This is a genomic window from Pseudomonas sp. ZT5P21, from assembly GCF_054897785.1.
Genome location: NZ_CM142705.1, coordinates 1,355,109 through 1,377,163, shown reverse-complemented (window position 1 = coordinate 1,377,163; position 22,055 = coordinate 1,355,109). Strand labels below are relative to the sequence as shown.

Below are 22,055 nucleotides of genomic sequence, written 5' to 3'. Positions count from 1 at the left end.
AAGTGTTGTGGTTGACCCAAGGCATCTGTGATGAAATGCGACCCCACTCTCTATCGCGCTGCGCCGCCATCACTCGCCGTGAAACCCCGTCTGATTCGTCATCTGTTCCTGCCGCCGCTGATCATCGCCATGATGATCGGATTGGGCTACGTCGGCTTTTGGGTCAGTGAGCACTACGGGATCCGCGGTCTCAGCGAGAACGGCCAGCGTCAGCTCGAACTGCACGCACGCGCCGTCGAGAGCGAGATCAGCAAATACACCTACCTGCCCAGCCTGCTGGAACTCGAATCCAGTGTGTCTAGGCTGTTGGCCGATTCGTCGCCGGAACACCGGCAAACGGTCAATGAGTACCTCGAAGGCCTGAACCGGCGCAGCCGCAGTCGGGCCATCTACGTGATGGACACTACCGGCCGCGTCATGGCCAGCAGCAACTGGCGCGACGTCGACAGTTACCTGGGTGAAGACCTGTCCTTTCGCGCCTACTTCCAGAATGCTGTTCGCGGCCAACCAGGCCGCTTTTATGGCATCGGCAGCACCAGCGGCGAACCCGGATATTACCTGGCCCACGGCCTGGAAGAGCGAGGCAAGATCATCGGCGTCGCCGTGGTCAAAGTGCGCCTTGAAGCCATGGAAGAACGCTGGCAGCGCGCGCGTCTCGAAGCCTTCGTCAGCGACGAAAACGGCATTATCATTCTCTCCAGCGATCCGGCGCGGCGATTGAAATCAGTCGTGCCGTTGAGTGACGAAACCAAAGAAAAACTCGCCCGCAGCCTTCAGTACTACTGGTTCCCACTGAACGAACTGCAACCGCTGGCCCGGGAAAAACTGGCCGAAGGCGAGGAAAAGCTGACCTTCCCTGCCAACAGCGAAGTGGAGTCCGACCAAGAAGACATCAGCTACCTCTCGCAAACCCGCCCGTTAAGCGACACGCCGTGGAATTTTACGCTGCTCACACCTCTGCAGGATTTGCGTCGCGAAGCGATCAATCAGGGGATTCTGGTCGCCGTGGCGTTTGCCCTCGTGGCGTTCCTGCTGATCGCCTGGAACGAGCGGCGCAAAGTGATCGCCACTCGCCTCGCCGCCCGGGAAGCCTTGCAGGAAGCCAACAATCAACTGGAGCGTCGGATTACCGAACGCACCACCGACCTGCGCGCCAGCAACGAACGGCTCAAAGGCCAGATCCGCGAACGGCGCCAGGCCGAAGAGACCTTGCGTCGGGCCCAGGATGAACTGGTCCAGGCCGGAAAACTTGCAGCCATCGGCCAGATGTCCACCAGCATCGCCCACGAATTGAACCAGCCACTGGCCGCGCTTCGCACGTTGTCCGGCAACACTGTGCGCTTTCTGGAGCGCGGTCAGCTGGACGTGGCCAGCACCAACCTCAAGACCATCAACGAACTGATCGACCGCATGGGCCGGATCACCGCCAGCCTGCGCTCCTTCGCCCGACGGGGTGACGACAAAGGTCAGGCCTGCCTCGGCAAAGCCGTAGACGCCGCTCTGCAACTGCTTGGAGGACGAGTCGAAAGTGTCCATCTGCAAGTGCATCGCGAGTTCGCCGATGTGCAGGTGCTGATCGACCAGACTCGCCTGGAGCAGATTCTGGTCAACCTGATCGGCAACGCGCTCGATGCCATGCAGGCACAACCATTGCCGGAGTTGTGGCTCGAAGGCGAGGAGTTCGATGGCAAATATCGTCTGCGCGTACGCGACAACGGCCACGGCATCGACGCCGAAGCGCGCAAGCATCTGTTCGAACCGTTCTTCACCACTAAACCCGGTGAGCAGGGCCTGGGCCTCGGCCTGACCCTTTCCGCCAGTCTGGCTGCCGCGACGGGTGGTCATTTGGGTGTCGAACACCCGGCCAGCGGTGGTACCACCTTCGTCCTCAGTTTACCGTTGGTAAGCCCCACTTACGCCGAGCCAATATGAACAACGACCTCAGTGTGCTGATTGTCGAAGACGACCCCCATGTCCTGCTCGGCTGCCAACAGGCGCTGACCCTGGAAGACATTCCCTGCGTCGGTGTGGGCAGCGCCGAAGAAGCGCTGGAGCGGGTGGGCGACAACTTTGCCGGCATCGTCATCAGCGATATCCGTCTGCCGGGCATCGATGGCCTCGAACTGCTGACGCGGCTCAAGGCTCGCGATCGCAGCCTGCCCGTGGTGCTGATTACCGGTCATGGCGACATTTCCATGGCGGTCGGCGCGATGCAAAAAGGCGCCTATGACTTCATGGAGAAACCCTTCTCCCCGGAACGCCTGGTGGACGTGGCTCGTCGCGCGCTGGAGCAACGCAGCCTGGCGCGTGAAGTTTCTTCGCTGCGCCGGCAACTGGCGGAGCGGGATTCTCTGGAAGGCCGGATTATCGGCCGCTCGCCAGCGATGCAGAATCTGCGAGAACTGATCGCCAACGTCGCCGACACCTCGGCCAATGTGCTGATCGAAGGCGAGACCGGCACCGGTAAAGAATTGGTTGCGCGCTGCCTGCACGATTTCAGTCGGCGGCACACCAAGCAGTTCGTTGCGCTGAACTGTGGCGGTCTGCCGGAAAATCTGTTCGAAAGCGAAATCTTCGGCCACGAAGCCAACGCCTTCACAGGTGCCGGCAAGCGGCGGATCGGCAAGATCGAACACGCCGACGGCGGCACACTGTTCCTCGACGAAGTGGAAAGCATGCCGCTGCCGTTGCAGATCAAACTGCTGCGGGTGTTGCAGGAGCGCACCCTCGAACGCCTTGGCTCGAACCAGAGTGTCGCGGTGGATTGCCGGGTGATCGCGGCGACCAAATCCGACCTGGATGAATCGAGCAAGGCCGGCGAATTCCGCAGCGATTTGTATTACCGCCTGAACGTGGTGACCTTGGAGCTGCCGCCTCTGCGTGAACGTCGCGAAGACATCCTGCAACTGTTCGAGCACTTCCTGCAGCAGTCGTCCTTGCGCTTCGACCGCGCCGTTCCGGAACTGGACAACCAGACCCTGTCGAACCTGATGAGCCACGACTGGCCGGGTAACGTGCGCGAATTGCGCAACGTTGCCGAGCGGTATGCCCTCGGTTTGCCGGCCTTCAAAAAGTCCGGCACCAGCGGCAGCAACCAAGGCCTGGCCTTCGCCGAAGCGGTGGAAGCCTTCGAGCGCAACCTGCTCAGCGACGCCTTGCAACGCAGCGGCGGCAACCTGACCCAGGCCAGCCTTGAACTGGGCATGGCCAAGACCACCCTGTTCGACAAAGTGAAGAAGTACGGGCTGAGCCACTGATGGACTTGATGCTCAAGGCAACCTTGGGCGCAGCAGTGGTGGTGATCCTCGCTGCGCTGGCCAGGACCAAAAACTATTACATCGCCGGCCTGGTGCCGCTGTTTCCGACCTTTGCGCTGATCGCGCATTACATCGTCGGCAAGGGGCGCTCGCTGGACGATTTGAAGACCACTATCGTGTTTGGCATGTGGTCGATCATTCCGTACTTCATCTACCTGGCGACGTTGTACGTGATGGTAGACCGGATGCGGCTGGAGGCTTCACTCGCCGTGGCGGCGGTGGCCTGGTTGATGGCGGCTACCGTGCTGGTGACGGTGTGGGTGCGCATTCAAGCCTGACCGAGATCCCTTGCTCGCGAAGGCGGTGTGTCAGTCACATCAATGCTGACTGTGCCGCCGTCTTCGCGAGCAAGCCCGCTCCCACAAGGTTGGGTGTGTTACTGCCCATAAACCTTCTGCAACTGCGCCTGCGTCAGTGCGTCTTCAAACGGCACTGGCACTGATTTCACTGCGCCGTAGAGGTTGCGGTAACGCCAGTAGCTGCCGTTGTTGGCCAACTGGTAACCGCGCTCGACCACGCGCTGGCCATCGAGCACATAGCGCAAGGTTTCCTGGGCGGCTTCCGGCGGTGCCGGTTGCATCAGGTCGGCGGCCAGCACGCGCATGGACTCGTCGATGCACTCGTCGAGGACGGCCGTGACCTTCGCCAAGTCCAGACTGCCGTCGTCAATGCATTGCTTGCCGCAGCGCCGAATCGGCTGACTCGCCACTTCGATGCGCATGCGGTACAGCGCCGAACCGGCAATGTCCTGGACCTGCACCTGATTGACCAGCACAAAGCTGCCGCGATCGGGGGTGAGCATCAGTTTCGGTTCGATCACCAGCCGTGCGGTGACTTGCCCCTCCCCTTGCTTGAGCCCGGCCCCTTGCGACGCCTGTTGATAGCGCTGCTGCAGACGTTCCTGCAACGGCACGCCGGCGAGCAGGTCGGCCATCGGACGCGAATCCTTGAGCGCCGTCTTTTCCGCATCGCGTTGCAGGCTGCCACTGCCCATTTGAGTGTTGACCAGACTGGCCACGAGCAGTCCGGCCAGTCCTGCTGCATTGGAACTGGCCACCAGATTATGACTCGACGATGCCGCCTTCTGCGCCGCCTCGGCGTCAATCACCGTGCTGGCGCCAACAAACGCCTGCGGTAGCTGCATGTCTACTTTCAGCCCATGAGCCTGGACGTAGGACGCAGCACTCTGCGACTTGAAACCGGCCTCGGGCGCCGGTTTCTGCGCGCAACCGGTCAGCATCAACAGGGCCAGCGCACTGGCGCCCAGGATTGTGGGTCTCATTGCTCGAACGGCGTGATCATTTGCTGACGGCTCGTATCCATGGCCTGATAGAAGGCATTGGAGAGGTTGGTATAGGTCGGCTCATCCCACTCGCCTTGAGCGGCTTGCACCGTGGCAAAGGGTTTGAACCACAGCAGTTTGTTGTCGGCCAGGTCGACCACCATGCCCTGCCCGCTTACCTGCGCCATCGGTACGCTGGTCGGCACAAATCCGTAATAGCTGCGAGTGGCGCCGGTGGCGAAGACATTCACCAGCAGCAGACGATCGACGCCGTAGGTGGCCTTGATCGGCGCCAAGTCACGGCCCATGTAGCCTTCACGGAAACTGGTTTGCTTGTAGACGTTCAGGTCAACCGGCTCGTTGATCCGCTTGACCTTGTAGCCCTTGGCCTGCAGCTTGGCGACGATGACATCCGGCAAGGTGTTCAGGTCGCGCACTTGCCATTTTTCGACGCTGTCAATGAGCTTGCTGTTGACGCCTCTATTGATCGCGTAATCGAGCATCCCCTGTTGACCGGTCAACGCCAGCACCGGCGCCGGCACCACAGTGATCGCCACGCCGATGGTCGGCTCTTTGGCATCCCAGAATTGTTTATCCAGCGGAACAGGTGGTTGAACGTGTGCGCAGCCGGTAAGGGTCAGGCAGGCGAGCAAGGTGAGCACTGCCCACGTGCGAAAAGCGTGAAGTGTCATGGATCAAATCCCTATGATTGAAATCGTCGCTGTCTATGTCGGCAGCAACGGCTAAAACCATAGTGGCACATTGATATATTTCTTTTCAACTGACAAAAATCAGTTGACCGTACCGCCCTTCGCTTTGCTCATGGCCCAACCGCTTACTGCGAGCGAGCCAGTGCCTACAGCAGGTTAGGCGTCGGCAGCGGATCGATCTGCGCCCAGTGCGAAGTGTCTTCGCGATGCGACTGCAAGTACGGCAACACCGCCGCCAGCAACGGCGCCTTGAACGCCTCCTGAAAACGATGAGCCAAACCCGGAATCAGTTTCAACTGACTGCCACGGATATGCGCCGCCAAATGCACCCCATGCATCACCGGTAACAGCGGATCGGCAGTGCCGTGCACCACCAGCGTCGGCACGCGCAACTGGTTGAGCAATCCCACCCGACTCGGCTCCGCGAGGATCGCCATAATCTGGCGCTTCACGCCCTCAGGGTTGAACGCCCGGTCATAGGACAGCGCCGCCTGATGCAGCAGCGCCTGCCGATCATCGCTCACCGTCGGGCTGCCCAGCGCCGCGAGCAAGTCGGCTTGTTGCTCGAGTGCCACTGCGCGATTCGGTGCTCCCCGGCGCGAAAGCAACTGCACCAGTGCCGCGCTCGGCGCCGGCAAGCCTTCGGCACCCGAGGTGGTCATGATCAGCGTAAGGCTTTCGACCCGCTGCGGCGCCATGGCCGCCATATGCTGGGCGATCATCCCGCCCATGCTTGCGCCCAGCACGTGGAATTGCTCGACGCGCAAGGCATCCATCAAACCCAGCGCATCATCGGCCATGTCCGTGAGCGAATACGGCGCCGCCACCGGCAAACCGAGTTTGTAGCGCAGCACCTCGAAGGTCAGATTGGCATCGACAGGCGCCTGCCGCCAGGTGGACAGGCCGACGTCGCGATTGTCATAACGAATCACCCGAAAGCCTTGCTGACACAACGCGACCACCACCTCGTCCGGCCAGTGAATCAACTGCCCGCCCAAGCCCATCACCAACAGCAGTGCCGGATCCGAGGCACGGCCGATGCTCTGGTACGCCAGGCTTACCTGCGCCAGGTCAACGTGTTCGGTCGGAACATTAATATCGCATCGAGACGCCGCAAAGGACGGCAGGCCGAACAACAACGCGGCCAGAAAAACCGCTGTCGAGAAAAATCGTGCACGCATGAAAAAACACCGAAACGCAGAACCCCAGTAGAGCGCGAGTCTGATGAAGTTTGTTCAATCGCGCTGCCACACTTCCGTGACAGTTTGATGAAGAATGCTGAACGGTCGTATTCGAGACCGCGTCGCCTGCTTCGCGAGCAAGCCCGCTCCCACATTGGATTTATGTCGATCATGAATTTTGAGTGCGGCATCAATCCTGTGGGAGCGAGCTTGCTCGCGATGGCGCCCGAAAGGGCGCCGCCGGACTTTAGGCTAACAGACTGCGCAATTGCCGCGCCGCCGCCACCATGTTGACCAACGCTGCCTCAGTCTCCGGCCACGCGCGGGTTTTCAAACCGCAGTCCGGATTGACCCACAACCGCTGCGCCGGAATCCGCTTCACCGCTTTGCTCATCAATTTGACCATTTCCGCCGTGTCCGGCACCCGTGGCGAGTGGATGTCATAGACGCCCGGGCCGATGTCGTTCGGGTAGTCGAAGGCTTCGAAGGCTTCCAGCAATTCCATGTCCGAACGCGAGGTTTCGATGGTGATCACGTCAGCGTCCATGGCCGCGATGGCCTCGATCACATCGTTGAATTCGCTGTAGCACATGTGGGTATGGATCTGGGTTTCATCCTGCACACCGGACGCACTCAAGCGAAACGCCTCCACCGCCCAGTCCAGGTATTCCTGCCATTGCGCCCGACGTAGCGGCAAACCTTCGCGGAACGCCGCTTCGTCGATCTGCACGATTTTGATACCGGCGTTTTCCAGATCGACCACTTCGTCGCGCAGCGCCAGGGCCAGTTGCTGCGCCTGGACTTTGCGCGGCACGTCCTCGCGCGGGAACGACCACATCAGCATGGTCACGGGACCGGTGAGCATGCCTTTCATGACCTTGTCGGTCAGGCTCTGTGCGTAGGTGATCCAGTCGACGGTCATGGCGTTCGGACGGCTGAGGTCACCGTAGATGATCGCCGGTTTGACGCAACGCGAACCGTAGCTCTGCACCCAGCCAAACCGGGTGAAGACATAACCATCCAACTGCTCGGCGAAGTACTCGACCATGTCGTTGCGCTCGGCCTCCCCGTGTACCAGCACGTCCAGGCCCAGGCGTTCCTGGACTTGCACGGCGTGACGTATTTCGCTGTGCATGGCGTCGGTGTAATCGTTGGCCGACAGCTTGCCCTGCTTGAACGCCTGACGCGCCAGACGGATTGAACCGGTCTGCGGGAAGGAGCCGATGGTGGTGGTCGGGAACGCCGGCAGTTTCAACCGCGCACGTTGTAGCTCGATGCGTTTGGCAAACGGCGAATGGCGTTGGCTGTCCGCTGCACTGATGGCCGCGATACGTGTCTGCACGGCAGCTTTGTGAATGCGTGGCGACTCGGCGCGGCTGATCTGAATCGCACGGCTCTCGGCTAGGGCGGCTTGCACCTTGGGCGATTGCGGGTCGTTAAGCGCATCACGCAGCACCGCAATTTCGCAGCACTTTTGCACGGCAAACGCCAGCCAGCTTTTCAGTTCCGGGTCGAGCTTGTCTTCACGCTCCAAATCCACGGGGCTGTGCAGCAGCGAACAGGAACTGCTGACCCACAGATTGTCGCCAAAGCGTTCCTGGGCGAATTGCAGTTGGGCGAGCACGGGCTCCAGTTCGCAGCGCCAGACATTGCGGCCGTTGACCAGGCCCACGGACAGAATCTTGTAAGTCGGCAGTCGATCGAGCACCTGGCCGAGCTGGTCCGGCGCCCGCACCGCGTCGATGTGCAGGCCTTGTACCGGCAGGCCGACCGCCAGACCGAGGTTGTCTTCCAGGCCACTGAAGTAGGTCGCCACCAGTTTTTTCAGCGGCGAGTATTGAAGGATGTGATAGGCGCGTTCGAAGGCATTCTTCCAGGCTTGTGGCAGGTCGAGGGTCAGGATCGGCTCGTCGATTTGCACCCACTCAACGCCTTGCGCGGCGAGGCGACCGAGGATTTCGCCGTAGATGGGCAGCAGGCGTTCCAGCAGGTCGAGTTTGTCGAAGTCATTGCCTTTGGCCTTGCCCAGCCATAGGTAAGTCAGCGGACCGATGATCACCGGTTTGACGTTGTGTCCCAGGGCCTTGGCTTCATCGACTTCGTCGAACAGCTGTTCCCAGCTCAGTTTGAACGGCTGGCCAGCGGTGAACTCCGGGACCAGATAGTGGTAATTGGTGTCGAACCACTTGGTCAGTTCCTGCGCGTGTTGCGCTTGGGTGTGTTCGCCGCCGCAGCAGGCTGCAGTAGCACCACGGGCCATGGCGAACAGGGTGTCGAGGGTTGGCAGGCCGCGGGCGTTTTTGGCGCTGTCGAAACGCTCCGGGATCACACCGAAGGTCAGGGAATGGGTCAGCACCTGGTCGTACCAGGCAAAGTCGCCGACCGGCAGCAAGTCGATGCCGGCGTCTTTTTGCAATTGCCAGTGGGTGGCGCGCAGTTGGCGACCGACGCTTTTCAGCGTGTCCTGATCGAGATCGCCCTTCCAGTAGGATTCGAGGGCTTTTTTCAGTTCACGGTCAGCGCCGATGCGCGGAAAACCAAGTGTGTGGGCCAGAGCCATGGTGAGTTTCTCCCTGTAAAAGATGGCCTATTGTCGACAGCCAACCAAACATGAGACAAACTCAACTTTTTCGCGCTGATCACAAGTTTTCCTCATGGAGCCCCCGGTGCTTGAAATCCGTCACCTGAAGACCCTGCACGCCTTGCGCGAAGCTGACAGCCTGGTCGATGCCGCCGACCGTCTGCACCTGACGCAATCGGCCCTGTCCCACCAGTTCAAGGAACTTGAGGAACGGCTAGGGATGCCGTTGTTCGTGCGCAAGACCAAACCGGTGCGTTTCACCAGCGCCGGGTTGCGCCTGCTGCAACTGGCCGACGCCACCCTGCCGTTGCTGCGCGGCGCTGAGCGCGATATCGCGCGGCTGGCCGGTGGCACCGCAGGGCGTTTGCACATGGCGATCGAATGCCACAGTTGCTTCCAGTGGCTGATGCCGACCATCGACCAGTTCCGCGATGCCTGGCCGGAAGTCGAACTGGATCTGGCGTCGGGTTTCTCCTTCGCACCGCTGCCGGCCCTGGCCCGTGGCGATCTGGATCTGGTCGTGACCTCCGATCCGCTGGAAATCGCCGGCATCACGTATGTGCCCCTATTCACTTATGAAGCGATGCTCGCGGTGGCTAACCAGCATCGTTTGTCGGGCAAGGCGTACATCGTGCCGGAAGATTTGCTGACCGAGACCTTGATCACTTACCCGGTGGAGCGTGATCGGCTGGACATCTTCACCCGCTTCCTTGAACCCGCCGACATCGAACCGGCCCAGGTCCGCACTTCGGAACTGACGGTGATGATGATGCAACTGGTGGCCAGCGGCCGCGGCGTGTGCGGCATGCCGCACTGGGCGCTGCATGAATACAGTTCACGGGGTTACGTGAAGGCCAAGCGGTTGGGCGAGAAGGGATTGTTTGCGACGTTGTACGCGGGGATTCGCGCAGACATGCTGGATGCGCCGTATATGCGCGACTTCCTGCTGACGGCCAAGGACACGTCGTTTTCGACGTTGGATGGCGTGAGTGCCGTACGCTGATCAAATGTGGGAGCGGCGGTGCGGTGGTCCGACTTGCTCGCGAATGCGGTGGATCAGCCAACATCAATGTCGAATGTCAGACCGCATTCGCGAGCAAGCCCGCTCCCACATTGATCGCGGTGATCCTTAGATCTCGCGCCACATATGAATCTTGTCGAAGTAGTCTTCACCGACCCGCAGCGCCATCGGCTCCAGGCCGAACTGGATGAAGCCGCATCGCTGGTACAGGTTAAACGCCGCTGCGTTGCCGGCGGTGACGGTCAGCTGGATCAGCCTCAGGCCCGGATGAGTTTGCGCCTCCGCCAACGCTGCCTGCACCAGTAGATAACCGAGTCCTTGCTGACGGGCCTGGCCGGACACATACATGCCAAACAACGTCGCCTTGTGCCGGGCCTTTTCCCGAGGTTCGAAGGCGAGGCCGACGATACCTGCCAACTGTCCATCCGCGAATGCGCCGAGCACGACATCCAGCTTGCTGGTCAGGCGCGACTCCCACCAGCTCAGCGGCATCGTGGCGCGCTCGCGCACACTGGAAGTGAACGCCTGAGGATGCCGGTCATAGGCTTCGAGCATCAGCGCCCGATAGTCCAGAGCATGGCTGGCATCAAGACGCTCAATCCACATGTTCACGCCGCCCTTCGTTGCTCAAGCATCAGTCGCACCGCCAGCGCCGACAGCACGAACCCCATGAAATAGCGTTGCACCGCCAGCCAGGCCGGATTGTTGACGAACCAGGACGCGATGCCTGCCGCAAACACCGCGATCAACAAGTTGACACAGAAACTGACGCTGATCTGGGTCAAACCGAGAACGACGCTCTGGGTGAACACAGAGCCATGCTCAGGCGTGATGAACTGCGGAAACACCGACAGGTAAAACACGGCGATTTTCGGGTTCAGGGCACTGGTCAGAAAACCCATGGTGATCAGTTTGCGCGACGAGTCCGGCGGCAACTGCTGCGCCTCGAACGGCGAACGGGCACCCGGTTTGACCGCCTGCCAGGCCAGCCACAACAGGTACAGCGCGCCGGCCCATTTCAACACTTCATAGCCCATCGGCACTGCCAGGAACACCGCCGTCAAACCCGCCGCCGCGGCGAACAGGTGCACGAAGAATCCGGCGACTACGCCGAGCAACGAGGTCACCCCGGCCTTTCGGCCCTGGCAGATCGAGCGGGAGATCAGATAAATCATGTTCGGACCCGGCGTCAGTACCATCAGCAGCGCGGCAGCGGCGAAAATCAGCCAGTCTTGAAGCGGAATCATGGGCAATCCTTGGTCCGTGATTGATCAGGCGATCGCGGTGAGCGAGGCTCGATAAAACGGCAAGATCAGGTCCCGTGTCAATGGCGCCAGCGTGACATCACCGTCGGTGGCCGGGTCGATCCAACGCACCTCTTCAATCTCCGCTGCCGGGAACACGTCTGAATCGATCGTCAGCTGGAAGAGTTCGGCTTGTACGATAAATCCCGGCTCATTGGCGGCAGGTGCCGAGAATTGCCCCAGATAAATGGCGTGCGCCGGATCGATGACCAGCCCCAGCTCTTCATCCAACTCACGAGCCAGCGCGCCGACCGGTTGTTCATGGGCCTCGATCTTGCCGCCCGGTTGCATGAAGGCCTCGGTGCCGCGCTTGCGAACCAGCAGGGTACGACCGTCGGGACCGATCAACAGGGCGGCGGCGATATGGATGAGTCGGGGTGAAGCGGTGGATGTAAGCGTCATGGGTGAGGCGTGGCCTTGGTTAAAAGGCGCAAGGATCACATGAGTGTTGGGATGTCGTCACGCCGAAAAAATCTCTGTGAAACACGGCCCCTGTAGGAGCTGCCGCAGGCTGCGATCTTTTGATCTTGCAAAAATCAGAATCAAAAGATCGCAGCCTGCGGCAGCTCCTACAGGGGATCAGTGCTAGGCCTGAGAAAGCTGGCCTGCCTCCAGAATCGCGCCGCTCCCTTCCTCCGGCACCTTCACAAAAATACTGTATTTCGCACCCTCCATAGCTTCGAAGGCGATCAACTTCTCCACCAGCGGACCGTTCAACACCTTGCCGGCATTGAGCAACAGCATGCCGTTGTCGGCATTGAGATTGCGCGCCAGGATCATTCCAGCTGCCAATTCCCGGGTGGTCATGACCTTGACTGTCGGATCGGCCAGAGAAACATCGCTCAAGTAGGCGGCACACACCCGAATGAAATCCTCCACCATCTCGGGGTCGTAGAGTTTTCCGGCATAGCTGCGGATATAAACCAGCGCCTCATCACTGTTCATCTGCCGTTCCAGGATCAACCCACGCTGCAACTCAATGAAATCCACCGCCAGTTTCAACAGCCGGGAACCGAACGGTATCGCCTCACCCTTGAGCCGGTCGGGGAAACCGCTGCCGTCCCAGCGCTCCTGATGGTGAAGTATCAGACGGGCGGCATCCTTCATCGGGTCGAGCGTCATCAACAGCGATTCGCTCTGCTTCGGATACCCGCGATAACGTTCCCGATCGTTGTGATGCAGCAGATCCGCCGGTGCGGTCATCATGCTGTCGGTCCAGCTCAACTTGCCGATGTTGTAGAGCGCGGCGGCCATGGTCAGGTCGCGGGTGGAGCCTTCATCCAGACCATGCAGTTTGCAGTAGACCCGCACCAGCTCGATGATCTGGCGGTTGGTCTGTTTGGCCGGCGGCAGGCGCAGGTTGGCCAGCAACGAGAACACCTCGGTCCCGGTGACATAACTGTGCTTGAGCTCTTCGTAAGCCAGGTCGAGCATATCCGCAGTCTGCTGCAGTTCGGCAGTGCGGGCCGCGACGTGTTTTTCCAAAGTGGTGTTGAGCAGCTTCAATTTCTCGTTCTGATCCCACGCTTCCTGTACCAGACGCAACCGTTCACGCTCGGAATGCTGATACGCGAGTGATTGCCGCAACGTCAGCAACATCTCTTCATCGTGCCAGGGCTTACTGATGTAACGGTGAATCTGCCCGTCATTGATGGCTTTGATAATGGCTGACGGATCGGCATAACCGGTCAGCATGATCCGGACGGTATCGGGATAACGATGGTGGATGTGGGCCAGCAGCGTGGCACCGTCCATGTTGGGCATGCGTGCATCGCTCATCACCAGATCGACCGGCTGTCGCGCCATGATTTCCAGGGCCTGGGCGCCGCTGGTGGCCAGCAGCACCTCGTAGGGCTGGCCGCGTAGCAGGCGACGCAAGCTGTTGAGGATGGATTCCTCATCATCGACCAGCAGTACCTTGGGTTTAACGGCATACGTCGTGGGGATTTGCTCTTCCATGGCATTACCTCAGGCTCAAACGGGCACACAGTCATGTCGGATCCGGGCAAACATCCCCTATTGCCTGATCCTGACCTAAAGGCTAGATGATTTTCGCCCCGTCGCCGCAATGATTCGTTTCAGTCAGTTGCGCGAAGTCTGATCCGGGCGACTATGCTCACTTCACTCGGATCCATCATCTGTACGTTCGGCCAAGTGATCAGGGAAAAGGATGCCCCTTATGAACACTGCGCACCAAACCGCTGTCGCTCCAGGGACCTGGCGATGAATACGCTACTGGCGCGGACCAACCGGCGGATTCTTATTGTCGACGACACCGCTTCGATCCATGGGGACTTCATCAAGATCCTCAGCCCGCCATCGTCCGATGACGACAGCCTGACCCGTGCTGAACAAGCCCTGTTCGGCACTGCGGTGACGGCCAAACTCCAACATTTCGTGCTCGATTCGGCGTTCCAGGGCCTCGAAGCGTTGGCCAAGGTCGAGACCGCCCTGGCCAACGACCTCCCCTACGCAATGGCGTTTATTGACATGCGCATGCCACCGGGCTGGGACGGCCTGGAAACCATTGAACGGTTGTGGCAAGTCGACCCCAAGCTGCAAGTGGCGCTGTGCACGGCCTTCTCCGACTATTCCTGGGAAGACATCGACGAACGCCTGGAACTCGGCGACCGCCTGCTGATACTCAAAAAACCCTTCGATGCCATCGAAATCCGCCAGATGGCCAGCGCGCTGACCGCCAAGTGGCAGATGACCGAAGACGCGGCGCTTAAGATGTCGCTGCTGGAACAAGCCGTCGAGGAGCGCACACGGGAACTGTCCGATGCCAACATCATTGTGCAGAACAGCCCGACCATTCTGTATCGACTGCGGGGTGAGCCGTCGTTTCCGTTGATGTACATCTCCCACAACATCACCAAATACGGTCATGTCGCGGCGAAACTGGTCGCCTCGCCCAGTTGGGCCCAGGAGTTGATCCATCCCGACGATCAATCGAAGGTCGACATCGCCATGGCGCGGGTATTGGACCGCCATGCCGCAGGCGCTTCCATCGAGTTTCGGATGCGTACCGGCAACGGTGACTGGCGCTGGGTGGAAAACCGCTATATCCCGGTACGCGACGACGAAGGCCGCCTCCTGGAAGTCGAAGGCATCATCATCGACGTCACCGAACGCAAACTGGCCGAGGAGAAAATCTCTCTGCTGGCACGCACCGACGGACTGACCGGGCTGGCCAACCGCGCCACGCTGATCGAGCGGCTGCACCAGGCCTTCGCTGCCGCACGTCGCGGCGCGACACCGTTCGCCATGTTTTACCTGGACCTGGACCACTTCAAACGCATCAATGACACCCTCGGCCACCCGGTGGGCGACTTGTTGCTGCAAGAAGTTTCCCGGCGCATCAAGGCCTGCGTGCGGGAAAACGATGTGGTCGCCCGCCTCGGTGGCGACGAGTTCGCGATCCTGCAGCTGGACGTCAGCGACCCGACCCACTCTGCCGCCCTCGCCACCAAGGTCCGAGATGCGCTGGTGGTGCCCTACTCCCTGGCCGGCAACGATGTGCGGGTGTCGGTCAGCATCGGCATCAGCAGTTACGGCCCGGCCATCACCAGTGCCGACGGCCTGCTGACCCAGGCTGACATGGCGCTCTATCGCTCCAAGGAAAAGGGCCGTAACCAGTACCACTTCCACTCCGAGGAGATCAATCAGGAGGTGGTCGAGCGTATGACCATCGCCAGCGACTTGAGAACGGCCATCGAACACGATGAACTCGAACTGCGTTACTGGCCGGAAGTGGACCTGAGCAGCGGCAGGATCCTCGGGATGGAAGCGCAGGTCATCTGGAATCACCCCGAGCGCGGTTTACTGGAAGCCCCCGCGTTCCTGCCCGCCGCGGAAAAGACCGGTACGATCATCGCCCTCGGTCATTGGGTACTGGATCGAGCCTGCAGGCAGATGCGCCAGTGGCGTGATGAAGGTGTCGCGCCACCGGTGATTGCGATCAAGCTGTCACTGGCCCAGCTGAAGAGTGGCCCGGAGCTGATCTATGACGTGCTGCGCACCACCGCGCGTTGGGAGCTCTGCGCCGGAGACCTGCGGTTCGACGTCACTGAAGCGACGCTGGCCCAGACCAAATGGACCCACAACGACGTGCTGCCACGCTTGCGTGAGCTGGGAGTGAAAGTCGCCATCGACGACTTCGGCACCGAGTATTCCTCGTTCGATTACCTCAAGACGTACCAGGTCAATCACCTCAAGCTCGCTCAACCCTTCCTCGACACCGCCGCCCGCGACCCGGCCAGTGCCAACACCTTACGCGCCATCATCAATTTTGCTCGGGACGTCGGCATCGGCATCATCGCCGAGGGTGTCGAAACCCAGGAGCAACGCAGTTCACTGATGGCCACCGGGTCACCGATGAACGCCCAGGGTTATTTCTTCAGCAAGGCCGTCAGCAGCCAGCAGGCCGCCGAGTTGCTGAAAGCCGGGAGCATCGTGCCGCCGAGCCATGGCATCGGGCCGATCCACGACAACCCGCAACGGTCCACGGAGGACAAAGGATGAAAGCGGCTTTCGTGCGGACCAACCGGCGCGTCCTGATCGTCGACGACACACCTTCGATTCATGAGGATTTTCGCAAGATCCTCGGTGCCGAATCAGCAGACGAGCAGCGCCTGGCCGGAACCGAAGCAGCACTGTTCGGCACGCCGCAGATTGATCGACTGACGTTTCAGCTCGACTCGGCTTATCAGGGTCAGGAAGCCCTCGAGCGGGTCAAACTCGCCTTGGCCGAAGGCCGCCCTTACGCCATGGTGTTCACCGACATGCGCATGCCGCCCGGCTGGGACGGCCTGGAAACCATCGAACAACTATGGAAGGCCGATCCGCACCTGCAAATCGCACTATGCACCGCTTTCTCGGATTACACTTGGGAGGCCATGGCCGAACGGCTCGAATTTGGCGACCAACTGCTAGTGCTGAAAAAACCTTTCGACAGCCTGGAGATCCGCCAGATGGCCAGCGCCCTGACCTGGAAATGGCAGATGGCTCAGGACGCGGCGATGAAGGTGCTGAGCCTGGAGCAAACCATCGAAGCGCGAGTTCACGAATTGCTCAAGGTGTCTCATTTGTTGCAGTACGACGTGTTGACCGAGTTGCCCAACAGCACGTTGCTGGGTGACCGGTTGAACCAGTCGCTGGCCTTGTCCCGACGCCATGACAAGCAACTGGCGGTGATGTTTTTGGGTCTTGATCGCTTCAAGCGCATCAACAATGCCCTCGGCCATCCGGCCGGTGACGAGATGCTCAAACAGGTAGGCCGCAATCTGGTGGCCACAGTGCGCGAGTCCGATTCGGTGTTTCGCTACGGCTCCGACGAATTCGTGGTGATCCTCGCCGACATCCGCCACCCCCAGCAAACCATGGGCATTGCCGAAAAACTCTTGAACGCCATCCGCGCACCCCAGCACATAGCCGGCCACGACCTGAGCGTGACCGCGAGCCTGGGCATCAGCATTTATCCCGATGACGGTTTCGACGCCATCGAGCTGATCAAGAAAGCCGAAACCGCGATGCGCAACATCAAGGAAAGCGGCCCGAACGATTTCAGTTTTTTCATCGACGAAATGAACCAGCGCGCCCGGGATCAGCAAAGTATCGAAACCGGCATTCGCCTGGCGCTGGAGCGCAATGAATTTATCCTGCATTACCAACCCAAACTGGATCTGCGCAGCGGCCAGGTGGTCGGCGCCGAGGCATTGATCCGCTGGCAAAAACCCGGGCAGGGGTTGGTCTACCCATCGGAGTTCATCGGCGTCGCTGAAGACAGCGGCCTGATCGTACCGTTGAGTAAATGGGTGCTGGCCGAAGCTTGTCGGCAAGCGTGCGCCTGGCAGGCCGCCGGGCTACCGAAGATCTGTATGTCGGTGAACATGTCGGCCATCGATTTCCGTCAGCGAGACTTTGTCGACAGTATCGAACAGATCCTCAAACCAACCGGCCTCGAACCGGCCTTGCTGGAACTGGAAATCACCGAAAGCGTGTTAATGCAGAACATCGAGACCACCGTTGCTGCCCTGAATCGGCTCAAGGCACTGGGCGTACGTCTGGCCATTGATGACTTCGGCACCGGTTATTCCAGCCTGAGTTATTTGCAGCGCTTTCCCATCGACGTGCTGAAAATCGACCAGTCGTTCATTCGCGGATTAAGCACCGACAGCAATGACGCCGCCCTGGTCAGCGCCATTATCAGCCTGGGCCGCAGCCTCAAGCTGACCATCATCGCCGAAGGCGTGGAAACCCTTGAACAACTGAATTTCCTCAAGGCTCATCAATGTGAAGAAGGCCAGGGTTACTACTTCAGCAAAGCCGTCGAACCGGACGCCTTTGCCCGCTACCTTGAGTCTGTGAGAACTGCCGCATCTACCGCCAAGTGAACCAGCGACACACAGGCTATCCGCCAGGGAATCATCAAATGTCGTCATCTCTTCACTACCTGCTCCTGGTGCCGCTGCTCGGATTCTGTCTGAGCGTGGGCGCCGCGCCGCTGGATGAACCGCTCAAACCGCTGCCCCCGGTGCCAAAGCAAAACCCGCTGCGGGTCGAACTCGGCCGCCAGTTGTTCAATGAGCCGCGTCTGTCGGTCAACAACACGCTGTCCTGCGCCAGTTGTCACCGGCTGGAAAACGGTGGTGCCGACACCCAGGCGTTTTCCATCGGCTTCAACGGTGTGCCATTGACGGTCAACACCCCCAGCGTGTTCAACGCCGGCCTGAATTTCAGGCAGTTCTGGAATGGCCGTGCCGACACCCTCGAAACCCAGATCCATGAGGTGGTCAAGAGCCCCAGTGAAATGGGCAGTAACTGGAATCACGTGGTGAAGGTGTTGGCCGCCGATCCGGCGTACCGCAGCGCATTTGGCAACGCCTACCCGGACGGCGTGACCATGAACAATGTACAGAATGCCCTTGCCAGCTTTGAGCGCACGTTGATCAGTACCAACTCGCGTTTCGATCAGTACCTGCTGGGTAACACCGAAATACTCACTCGGGAGGAGAAATACGGTTATCAGCGCTTCAAGGACTACGGCTGCATCGCCTGCCATCAAGGCGTGAACATCGGCGGCAACATGTTCCAGAAGTTCGGCGTCATGGGCGATTACTTCAAGGTTCGCGGCAATCCGACCGACACCGACCTCGGACGCTATCTGGTAACCAGGGATGAAGAGGATCGCAACGTGTTCAAAGTGCCGAGCCTGCGCAATGTCGCGGTGACCGCGCCGTACTTTCACGACGGTTCTGCCAGCAGCCTCGAAGAGGCGGTGGACGTGATGTTCAAGTTCCAGCTCGGTCGCGTTCCTTCCACCGAGGACAAAACCCTGATTATCAAATTCCTCAAGACCCTGACGGGTGAATGGGAAGGCAAACCCTTATGAGAATATCTCACCGTCGCAACCTGGCGCTGCTGGGCATCGTCGCTGTGATACTGGCCTCGACGTTGCTGTTTCTCTACCTCAAATCGAATGCGAGCCAGACGTCGACCTACGCCGAATCCCGGGACCTGATCGGTCGGATCAAACAGCTGAACGCGCAATGGGAAACCGAGATCCTCAAGGCCAGGATCGCTACCAACCACAACTATGATCCGCTGGTCACGCCGCTGATCGAGATGGCGCAGCTGTGGGAGCGGTTCGCCACCATGGAATCGAACCACGGTCGCAACGACTCGCCGATCTGGCGCACCAACCATGATGCGTACCTGGTCGCCATTCTGGAAAAGACCCGACTGGTGGAGCAGTTCAAGTCGCACAACGCCGTGCTGCGCAACTCACTGGCGTTCCTGCCTACTGCCGAGGACGATATTCAGGAGCAACTGGCTCAGGTGGTTGATCGCGACAAACTGCAACTGCAGAACATCGCTACTGACACTTACGATTTGTTGCTCAGCAGCATGGAATTCGCTCAAGTCACTTCCGACGACAAGGCGGCTGACATTCTGGTCGGACTGAACAAACTGGGGGTGAACAAGGGGCGATTGCCCGAGCAGTTTCACAGCCCGATCGATATTCTGAGCAACCACATTTCACTGATTCTGCGGGAACAACCGGTGGTCAACCGCTTGCTGGAAAATATCGAAGCGATTCCCGTGGCCGAACGCCTGGACGACATTACCAGCCTGCTGAACAAGGATCAGCAACAGGCCGAGGCGACCGATCAGCGCTATCACTTCTACATGTTGGTGTTTTCAGTGTTGCTGGTCCTGTTGTTGGTGTACCTGGCGATCCATCTCATGCGCAGTTTCACCGTCATCAACCGCGTCAACAAAGCCCTCAAAACCGCCAATGACGACCTGGAGTTGCGGGTGGAAGAACGCACCCGTGAACTCAAGGACACCCAGAGCGAACTGCTCGACACCGCGCGCCTGGCGGGCATGGCCGAGATCGCCACCAATGTGTTACACAACGTCGGCAACGTGCTCAACAGCGTCAACATCTCGGCCGATCTGGTCAGCCGCAAACTGCGCGCCAGCAAGGCCCAGGGGCTGGGCAAGGCGATGCAATTGATCAACGAACACCCCGGCGACCTCGGCACCTTCCTGACCCAGGACGAGAAAGGCAAGCTGCTGCCCGGTTACCTCAATCAACTGGTGGAGGCCATCGCCCTCGAACAACAAGGCATGTCCGACGAACTCGCGCAGTTGAGCAAGAGTGTCGATCACATCAAGGACATCGTCGCCACCCAGCAATCCTACGCGGGCGCCAACAACCTGATGGAACCGCTGCACATCAGCGAATTACTCGAGGACGCTTTGCGCATGAACGCCGGCGCGCTGACCCGGCATCACGTCACGGTGGTCAAGGAGTACGGCGAAGTGCCGCAGGTCATGGGCGATAAACACCGCTTGCTGCTGATCCTGATCAACCTGATCAGCAACGCCAAATACGCCATGTCCGACCTCAGCAATCGCCAGCGGCAAATGACCCTCGGAGTGAAAATCGTCGACGATACGACGCTGCAAGTCAGCGTCAAGGATGACGGTGAAGGCATCGCCCCGGAAAACATGACGCGCATCTTTGCCCACGGTTTTACCACGCGCAAGGAAGGTCATGGCTTCGGCCTGCATAGCTGCGCCCTGGCTGCCATCGAAATGAACGGCCACCTCACCGCCCACAGCGACGGGCCGGGCAAAGGCGCACAGTTCACCCTGCAGATTCCGCTGAAAGCCGTCACGGAGGACGCATGAGCGAACTGTCGAACCGTCGTATTTTGCTGATCGACGACACACCGTCCATTCATGAGGATTTCCGCAAGATCCTCACGCCGACGCCGGTGCCGACCGTCGAGCTGGACGCGATGGAAGCGGCGCTGTTCGGCAGTGAAGTAAAATCGACCCGCGCCCTGTTCGAGCTGGATTCGGCGTATGGCGGGCAAGAAGGCCTGGGCAAGCTCAAGGAAGCCTTGCAGGAAAAATGTCCCTACGCGCTGGCCTTCGTCGACATGCGCATGCCCGACGGCTGGGACGGCGCGCAAACCATCGAGCATTTGTGGCAGGAAGACCCGCGCCTGCAAGTGGTGGTGTGCACCGCATACTCCGACTATTCGTGGGATGAACTGCTGGACCGGTTACAGGCCCATGATCGGTTGCTGATTCTGAAAAAACCGTTCGACAACATTGAAGTCCAGCAGATGGCCAACACCCTGCTGACCAAGTGGGACATGACCGAACGGGCCTTTGTGCAGATGAGCCAGCTGGAACATCTGGTGGATCAACGCACGACCCAGTTCAAACAGGCCAGCGAGGCGTTGCAACGCGAAATCGACGAGCGCAAACAGCTGGAATCGCAACTGGTGCAATCGGAAAAACTCGCTTCACTGGGGCAACTGGCGGCGGGCGTCGCCCATGAAATCAACAACCCCATCGGCTTCATTTCCTCCAACCTCGGCACCCTCGAAGGCTATTTCAAACAGCTGCAGGAAATGCTCGACGCCTATCGTGACACGGAAGAGGCGATTGCTTCCAGCGAGCTGGTCGAGCGTTTGGAACAACTTCGTGACCGGGTCGAACTCGAATTTCTGCGCGACGACATACCGCTGCTGATCAAGGAATCCAAGGACGGCATCAGCCGCGTCGGGCAGATCGTCAAAGACCTGAAGGACTTCTCGCGGGTGGACTCCAATCAGGAATGGCAATGGGCGAATCTGCAACAAGGCATCGAATCGACGTTGAACATCGTGGCCAATGAACTGAAGTACAAGGCCGATGTGGTGAAGGACTATCAGGACCTGCCCGATATCGAATGCCTGCCTTCGCAGATCAACCAGGTGATCATGAACCTGATCGTCAACGCGTCGCAGGCCATCGGCCCGGAACGCGGCACCCTCACCCTGCGCACCGGGTCTGAAGGGGAAACCGTATGGATCGAAGTCGCCGACACCGGCGCCGGCATCCCGCCGGGCAGCCTGCAGAAAATCTTCGATCCGTTCTTCACCACCAAACCGGTGGGCCAGGGGACAGGGCTGGGGTTGTCCCTGTCCTATGGCATCGTGAAGAAACACCGGGGGGATATTTCGGTCGTGAGTGAAGTCGGGATGGGCAGCACGTTCAGGATCGAATTACCCGTTCGCCAAAGCAAACCAGTCACCTGAACAAATCCCAATGTGGGAGTGGGCTTGCTCGCGAAAGGGTCCCGACCTGCTGCTA

Annotated in this window: 17 protein-coding genes; 9 read left to right on the top strand and 8 right to left on the bottom strand. The window is 59.8% G+C overall.

The window, feature by feature from the left end; all coding sequences use genetic code 11:
* Nucleotides 1-30: 30 nt before the first annotated feature.
* The 3 genes from aauS to ACYZT9_RS06280 are packed head-to-tail and all read left to right on the top strand — an operon-like array spanning nucleotide 31 to nucleotide 3,595.
* Complete coding sequence (gene aauS / locus ACYZT9_RS06290) at nucleotides 31-1,932, top strand: two-component sensor histidine kinase AauS (protein ID WP_462009025.1); 1,902 nt, start codon at nucleotides 31-33, stop codon at nucleotides 1,930-1,932.
* Complete coding sequence (gene aauR / locus ACYZT9_RS06285) at nucleotides 1,929-3,257, top strand: two-component response regulator AauR (RefSeq protein WP_462009024.1); 1,329 nt, start codon at nucleotides 1,929-1,931, stop codon at nucleotides 3,255-3,257. The genes aauS and aauR overlap by 4 nt, the downstream gene beginning before the upstream one ends.
* A gap of 8 nt (nucleotides 3,258-3,265) precedes the next feature.
* The gene (locus tag ACYZT9_RS06280; RefSeq protein WP_462010166.1) at nucleotides 3,266-3,595 is read left to right on the top strand and encodes a GlpM family protein; all 330 of its coding nucleotides are present in this window, start codon (nucleotides 3,266-3,268) and stop codon (nucleotides 3,593-3,595) included.
* A 98-nt stretch (nucleotides 3,596-3,693) separates the two neighbouring features.
* Here the strand turns inward: ACYZT9_RS06280 and ACYZT9_RS06275 are convergent, their stop codons facing one another.
* The 4 genes from ACYZT9_RS06275 to metE form a co-directional block, all read right to left on the bottom strand.
* The gene (locus tag ACYZT9_RS06275) at nucleotides 3,694-4,599 is read right to left on the bottom strand and encodes a hypothetical protein (RefSeq protein WP_462009023.1); all 906 of its coding nucleotides are present in this window, start codon (nucleotides 4,597-4,599) and stop codon (nucleotides 3,694-3,696) included.
* Nucleotides 4,596-5,291 carry a hypothetical protein gene (locus ACYZT9_RS06270; RefSeq protein ID WP_462009022.1) on the bottom strand — a complete coding sequence of 232 codons (696 nt, stop codon included), beginning with the start codon at nucleotides 5,289-5,291 and terminating at the stop codon, nucleotides 4,596-4,598. Before ACYZT9_RS06270 ends, ACYZT9_RS06275 begins: the two co-directional genes overlap by 4 nt.
* A gap of 164 nt (nucleotides 5,292-5,455) precedes the next feature.
* Nucleotides 5,456-6,490 carry an alpha/beta fold hydrolase gene (locus ACYZT9_RS06265; protein ID WP_462009021.1) on the bottom strand — a complete coding sequence of 345 codons (1,035 nt, stop codon included), beginning with the start codon at nucleotides 6,488-6,490 and terminating at the stop codon, nucleotides 5,456-5,458.
* A 247-nt stretch (nucleotides 6,491-6,737) separates the two neighbouring features.
* Nucleotides 6,738-9,050 carry a 5-methyltetrahydropteroyltriglutamate--homocysteine S-methyltransferase gene (gene metE / locus ACYZT9_RS06260; protein ID WP_462009020.1) on the bottom strand — a complete coding sequence of 771 codons (2,313 nt, stop codon included), beginning with the start codon at nucleotides 9,048-9,050 and terminating at the stop codon, nucleotides 6,738-6,740.
* Between the two features lie 106 nt (nucleotides 9,051-9,156).
* Here metE and metR point away from each other — a divergent pair, with 106 nt between their 5' ends.
* On the top strand, nucleotides 9,157-10,074 hold the full coding sequence (gene metR / locus ACYZT9_RS06255; protein ID WP_462009019.1) for a transcriptional regulator MetR: 918 nt from the start codon (nucleotides 9,157-9,159) through the stop codon (nucleotides 10,072-10,074).
* Nucleotides 10,075-10,200: 126 nt separating this feature from the next.
* Here metR and ACYZT9_RS06250 read toward each other — a convergent pair whose 3' ends face one another.
* From ACYZT9_RS06250 to ACYZT9_RS06235, 4 genes are all read right to left on the bottom strand, one after another.
* Nucleotides 10,201-10,698, bottom strand: a complete 498-nt coding sequence (locus ACYZT9_RS06250) for a GNAT family N-acetyltransferase (RefSeq protein WP_462010165.1) — start codon at nucleotides 10,696-10,698, stop codon at nucleotides 10,201-10,203.
* 2 nt (nucleotides 10,699-10,700) lie between these two features.
* Nucleotides 10,701-11,339 (bottom strand): LysE family translocator, encoded by a 639-nt coding sequence (locus tag ACYZT9_RS06245; RefSeq protein WP_462009018.1) that lies wholly within the window; start codon nucleotides 11,337-11,339, stop codon nucleotides 10,701-10,703.
* A gap of 24 nt (nucleotides 11,340-11,363) precedes the next feature.
* Entirely contained in the window at nucleotides 11,364-11,798 is a 435-nt protein-coding gene (locus tag ACYZT9_RS06240) for an NUDIX hydrolase (protein ID WP_462009017.1), read from the bottom strand.
* Between the two features lie 183 nt (nucleotides 11,799-11,981).
* Entirely contained in the window at nucleotides 11,982-13,355 is a 1,374-nt protein-coding gene (locus ACYZT9_RS06235) for an HD domain-containing phosphohydrolase (RefSeq protein WP_462009016.1), read from the bottom strand.
* A gap of 258 nt (nucleotides 13,356-13,613) precedes the next feature.
* On the opposite strand from ACYZT9_RS06235, the gene ACYZT9_RS06230 reads away from it, so the two are divergent.
* Genes ACYZT9_RS06230 through ACYZT9_RS06210 form a run of 5 tightly spaced genes read left to right on the top strand, consistent with a single transcriptional unit; the run spans nucleotide 13,614 to nucleotide 22,000 of the window.
* Nucleotides 13,614-15,920, top strand: coding sequence for a putative bifunctional diguanylate cyclase/phosphodiesterase (locus ACYZT9_RS06230; protein ID WP_462010164.1), 2,307 nt, complete (start codon nucleotides 13,614-13,616; stop codon nucleotides 15,918-15,920).
* Nucleotides 15,917-17,791: a putative bifunctional diguanylate cyclase/phosphodiesterase gene (locus ACYZT9_RS06225; protein ID WP_462009015.1), complete on the top strand. Its 1,875-nt coding sequence runs from the start codon at nucleotides 15,917-15,919 to the stop codon at nucleotides 17,789-17,791. The genes ACYZT9_RS06230 and ACYZT9_RS06225 overlap by 4 nt, the downstream gene beginning before the upstream one ends.
* A 38-nt stretch (nucleotides 17,792-17,829) precedes the next feature.
* Nucleotides 17,830-18,789 carry a cytochrome-c peroxidase gene (locus ACYZT9_RS06220; protein ID WP_462009014.1) on the top strand — a complete coding sequence of 320 codons (960 nt, stop codon included), beginning with the start codon at nucleotides 17,830-17,832 and terminating at the stop codon, nucleotides 18,787-18,789.
* Complete coding sequence (locus ACYZT9_RS06215; RefSeq protein WP_462009013.1) at nucleotides 18,786-20,597, top strand: DAHL domain-containing protein; 1,812 nt, start codon at nucleotides 18,786-18,788, stop codon at nucleotides 20,595-20,597. The genes ACYZT9_RS06220 and ACYZT9_RS06215 overlap by 4 nt, the downstream gene beginning before the upstream one ends.
* Nucleotides 20,594-22,000 (top strand): ATP-binding protein, encoded by a 1,407-nt coding sequence (locus ACYZT9_RS06210; protein WP_462009012.1) that lies wholly within the window; start codon nucleotides 20,594-20,596, stop codon nucleotides 21,998-22,000. Before ACYZT9_RS06215 ends, ACYZT9_RS06210 begins: the two co-directional genes overlap by 4 nt.
* Nucleotides 22,001-22,055 lie beyond the last annotated feature (55 nt).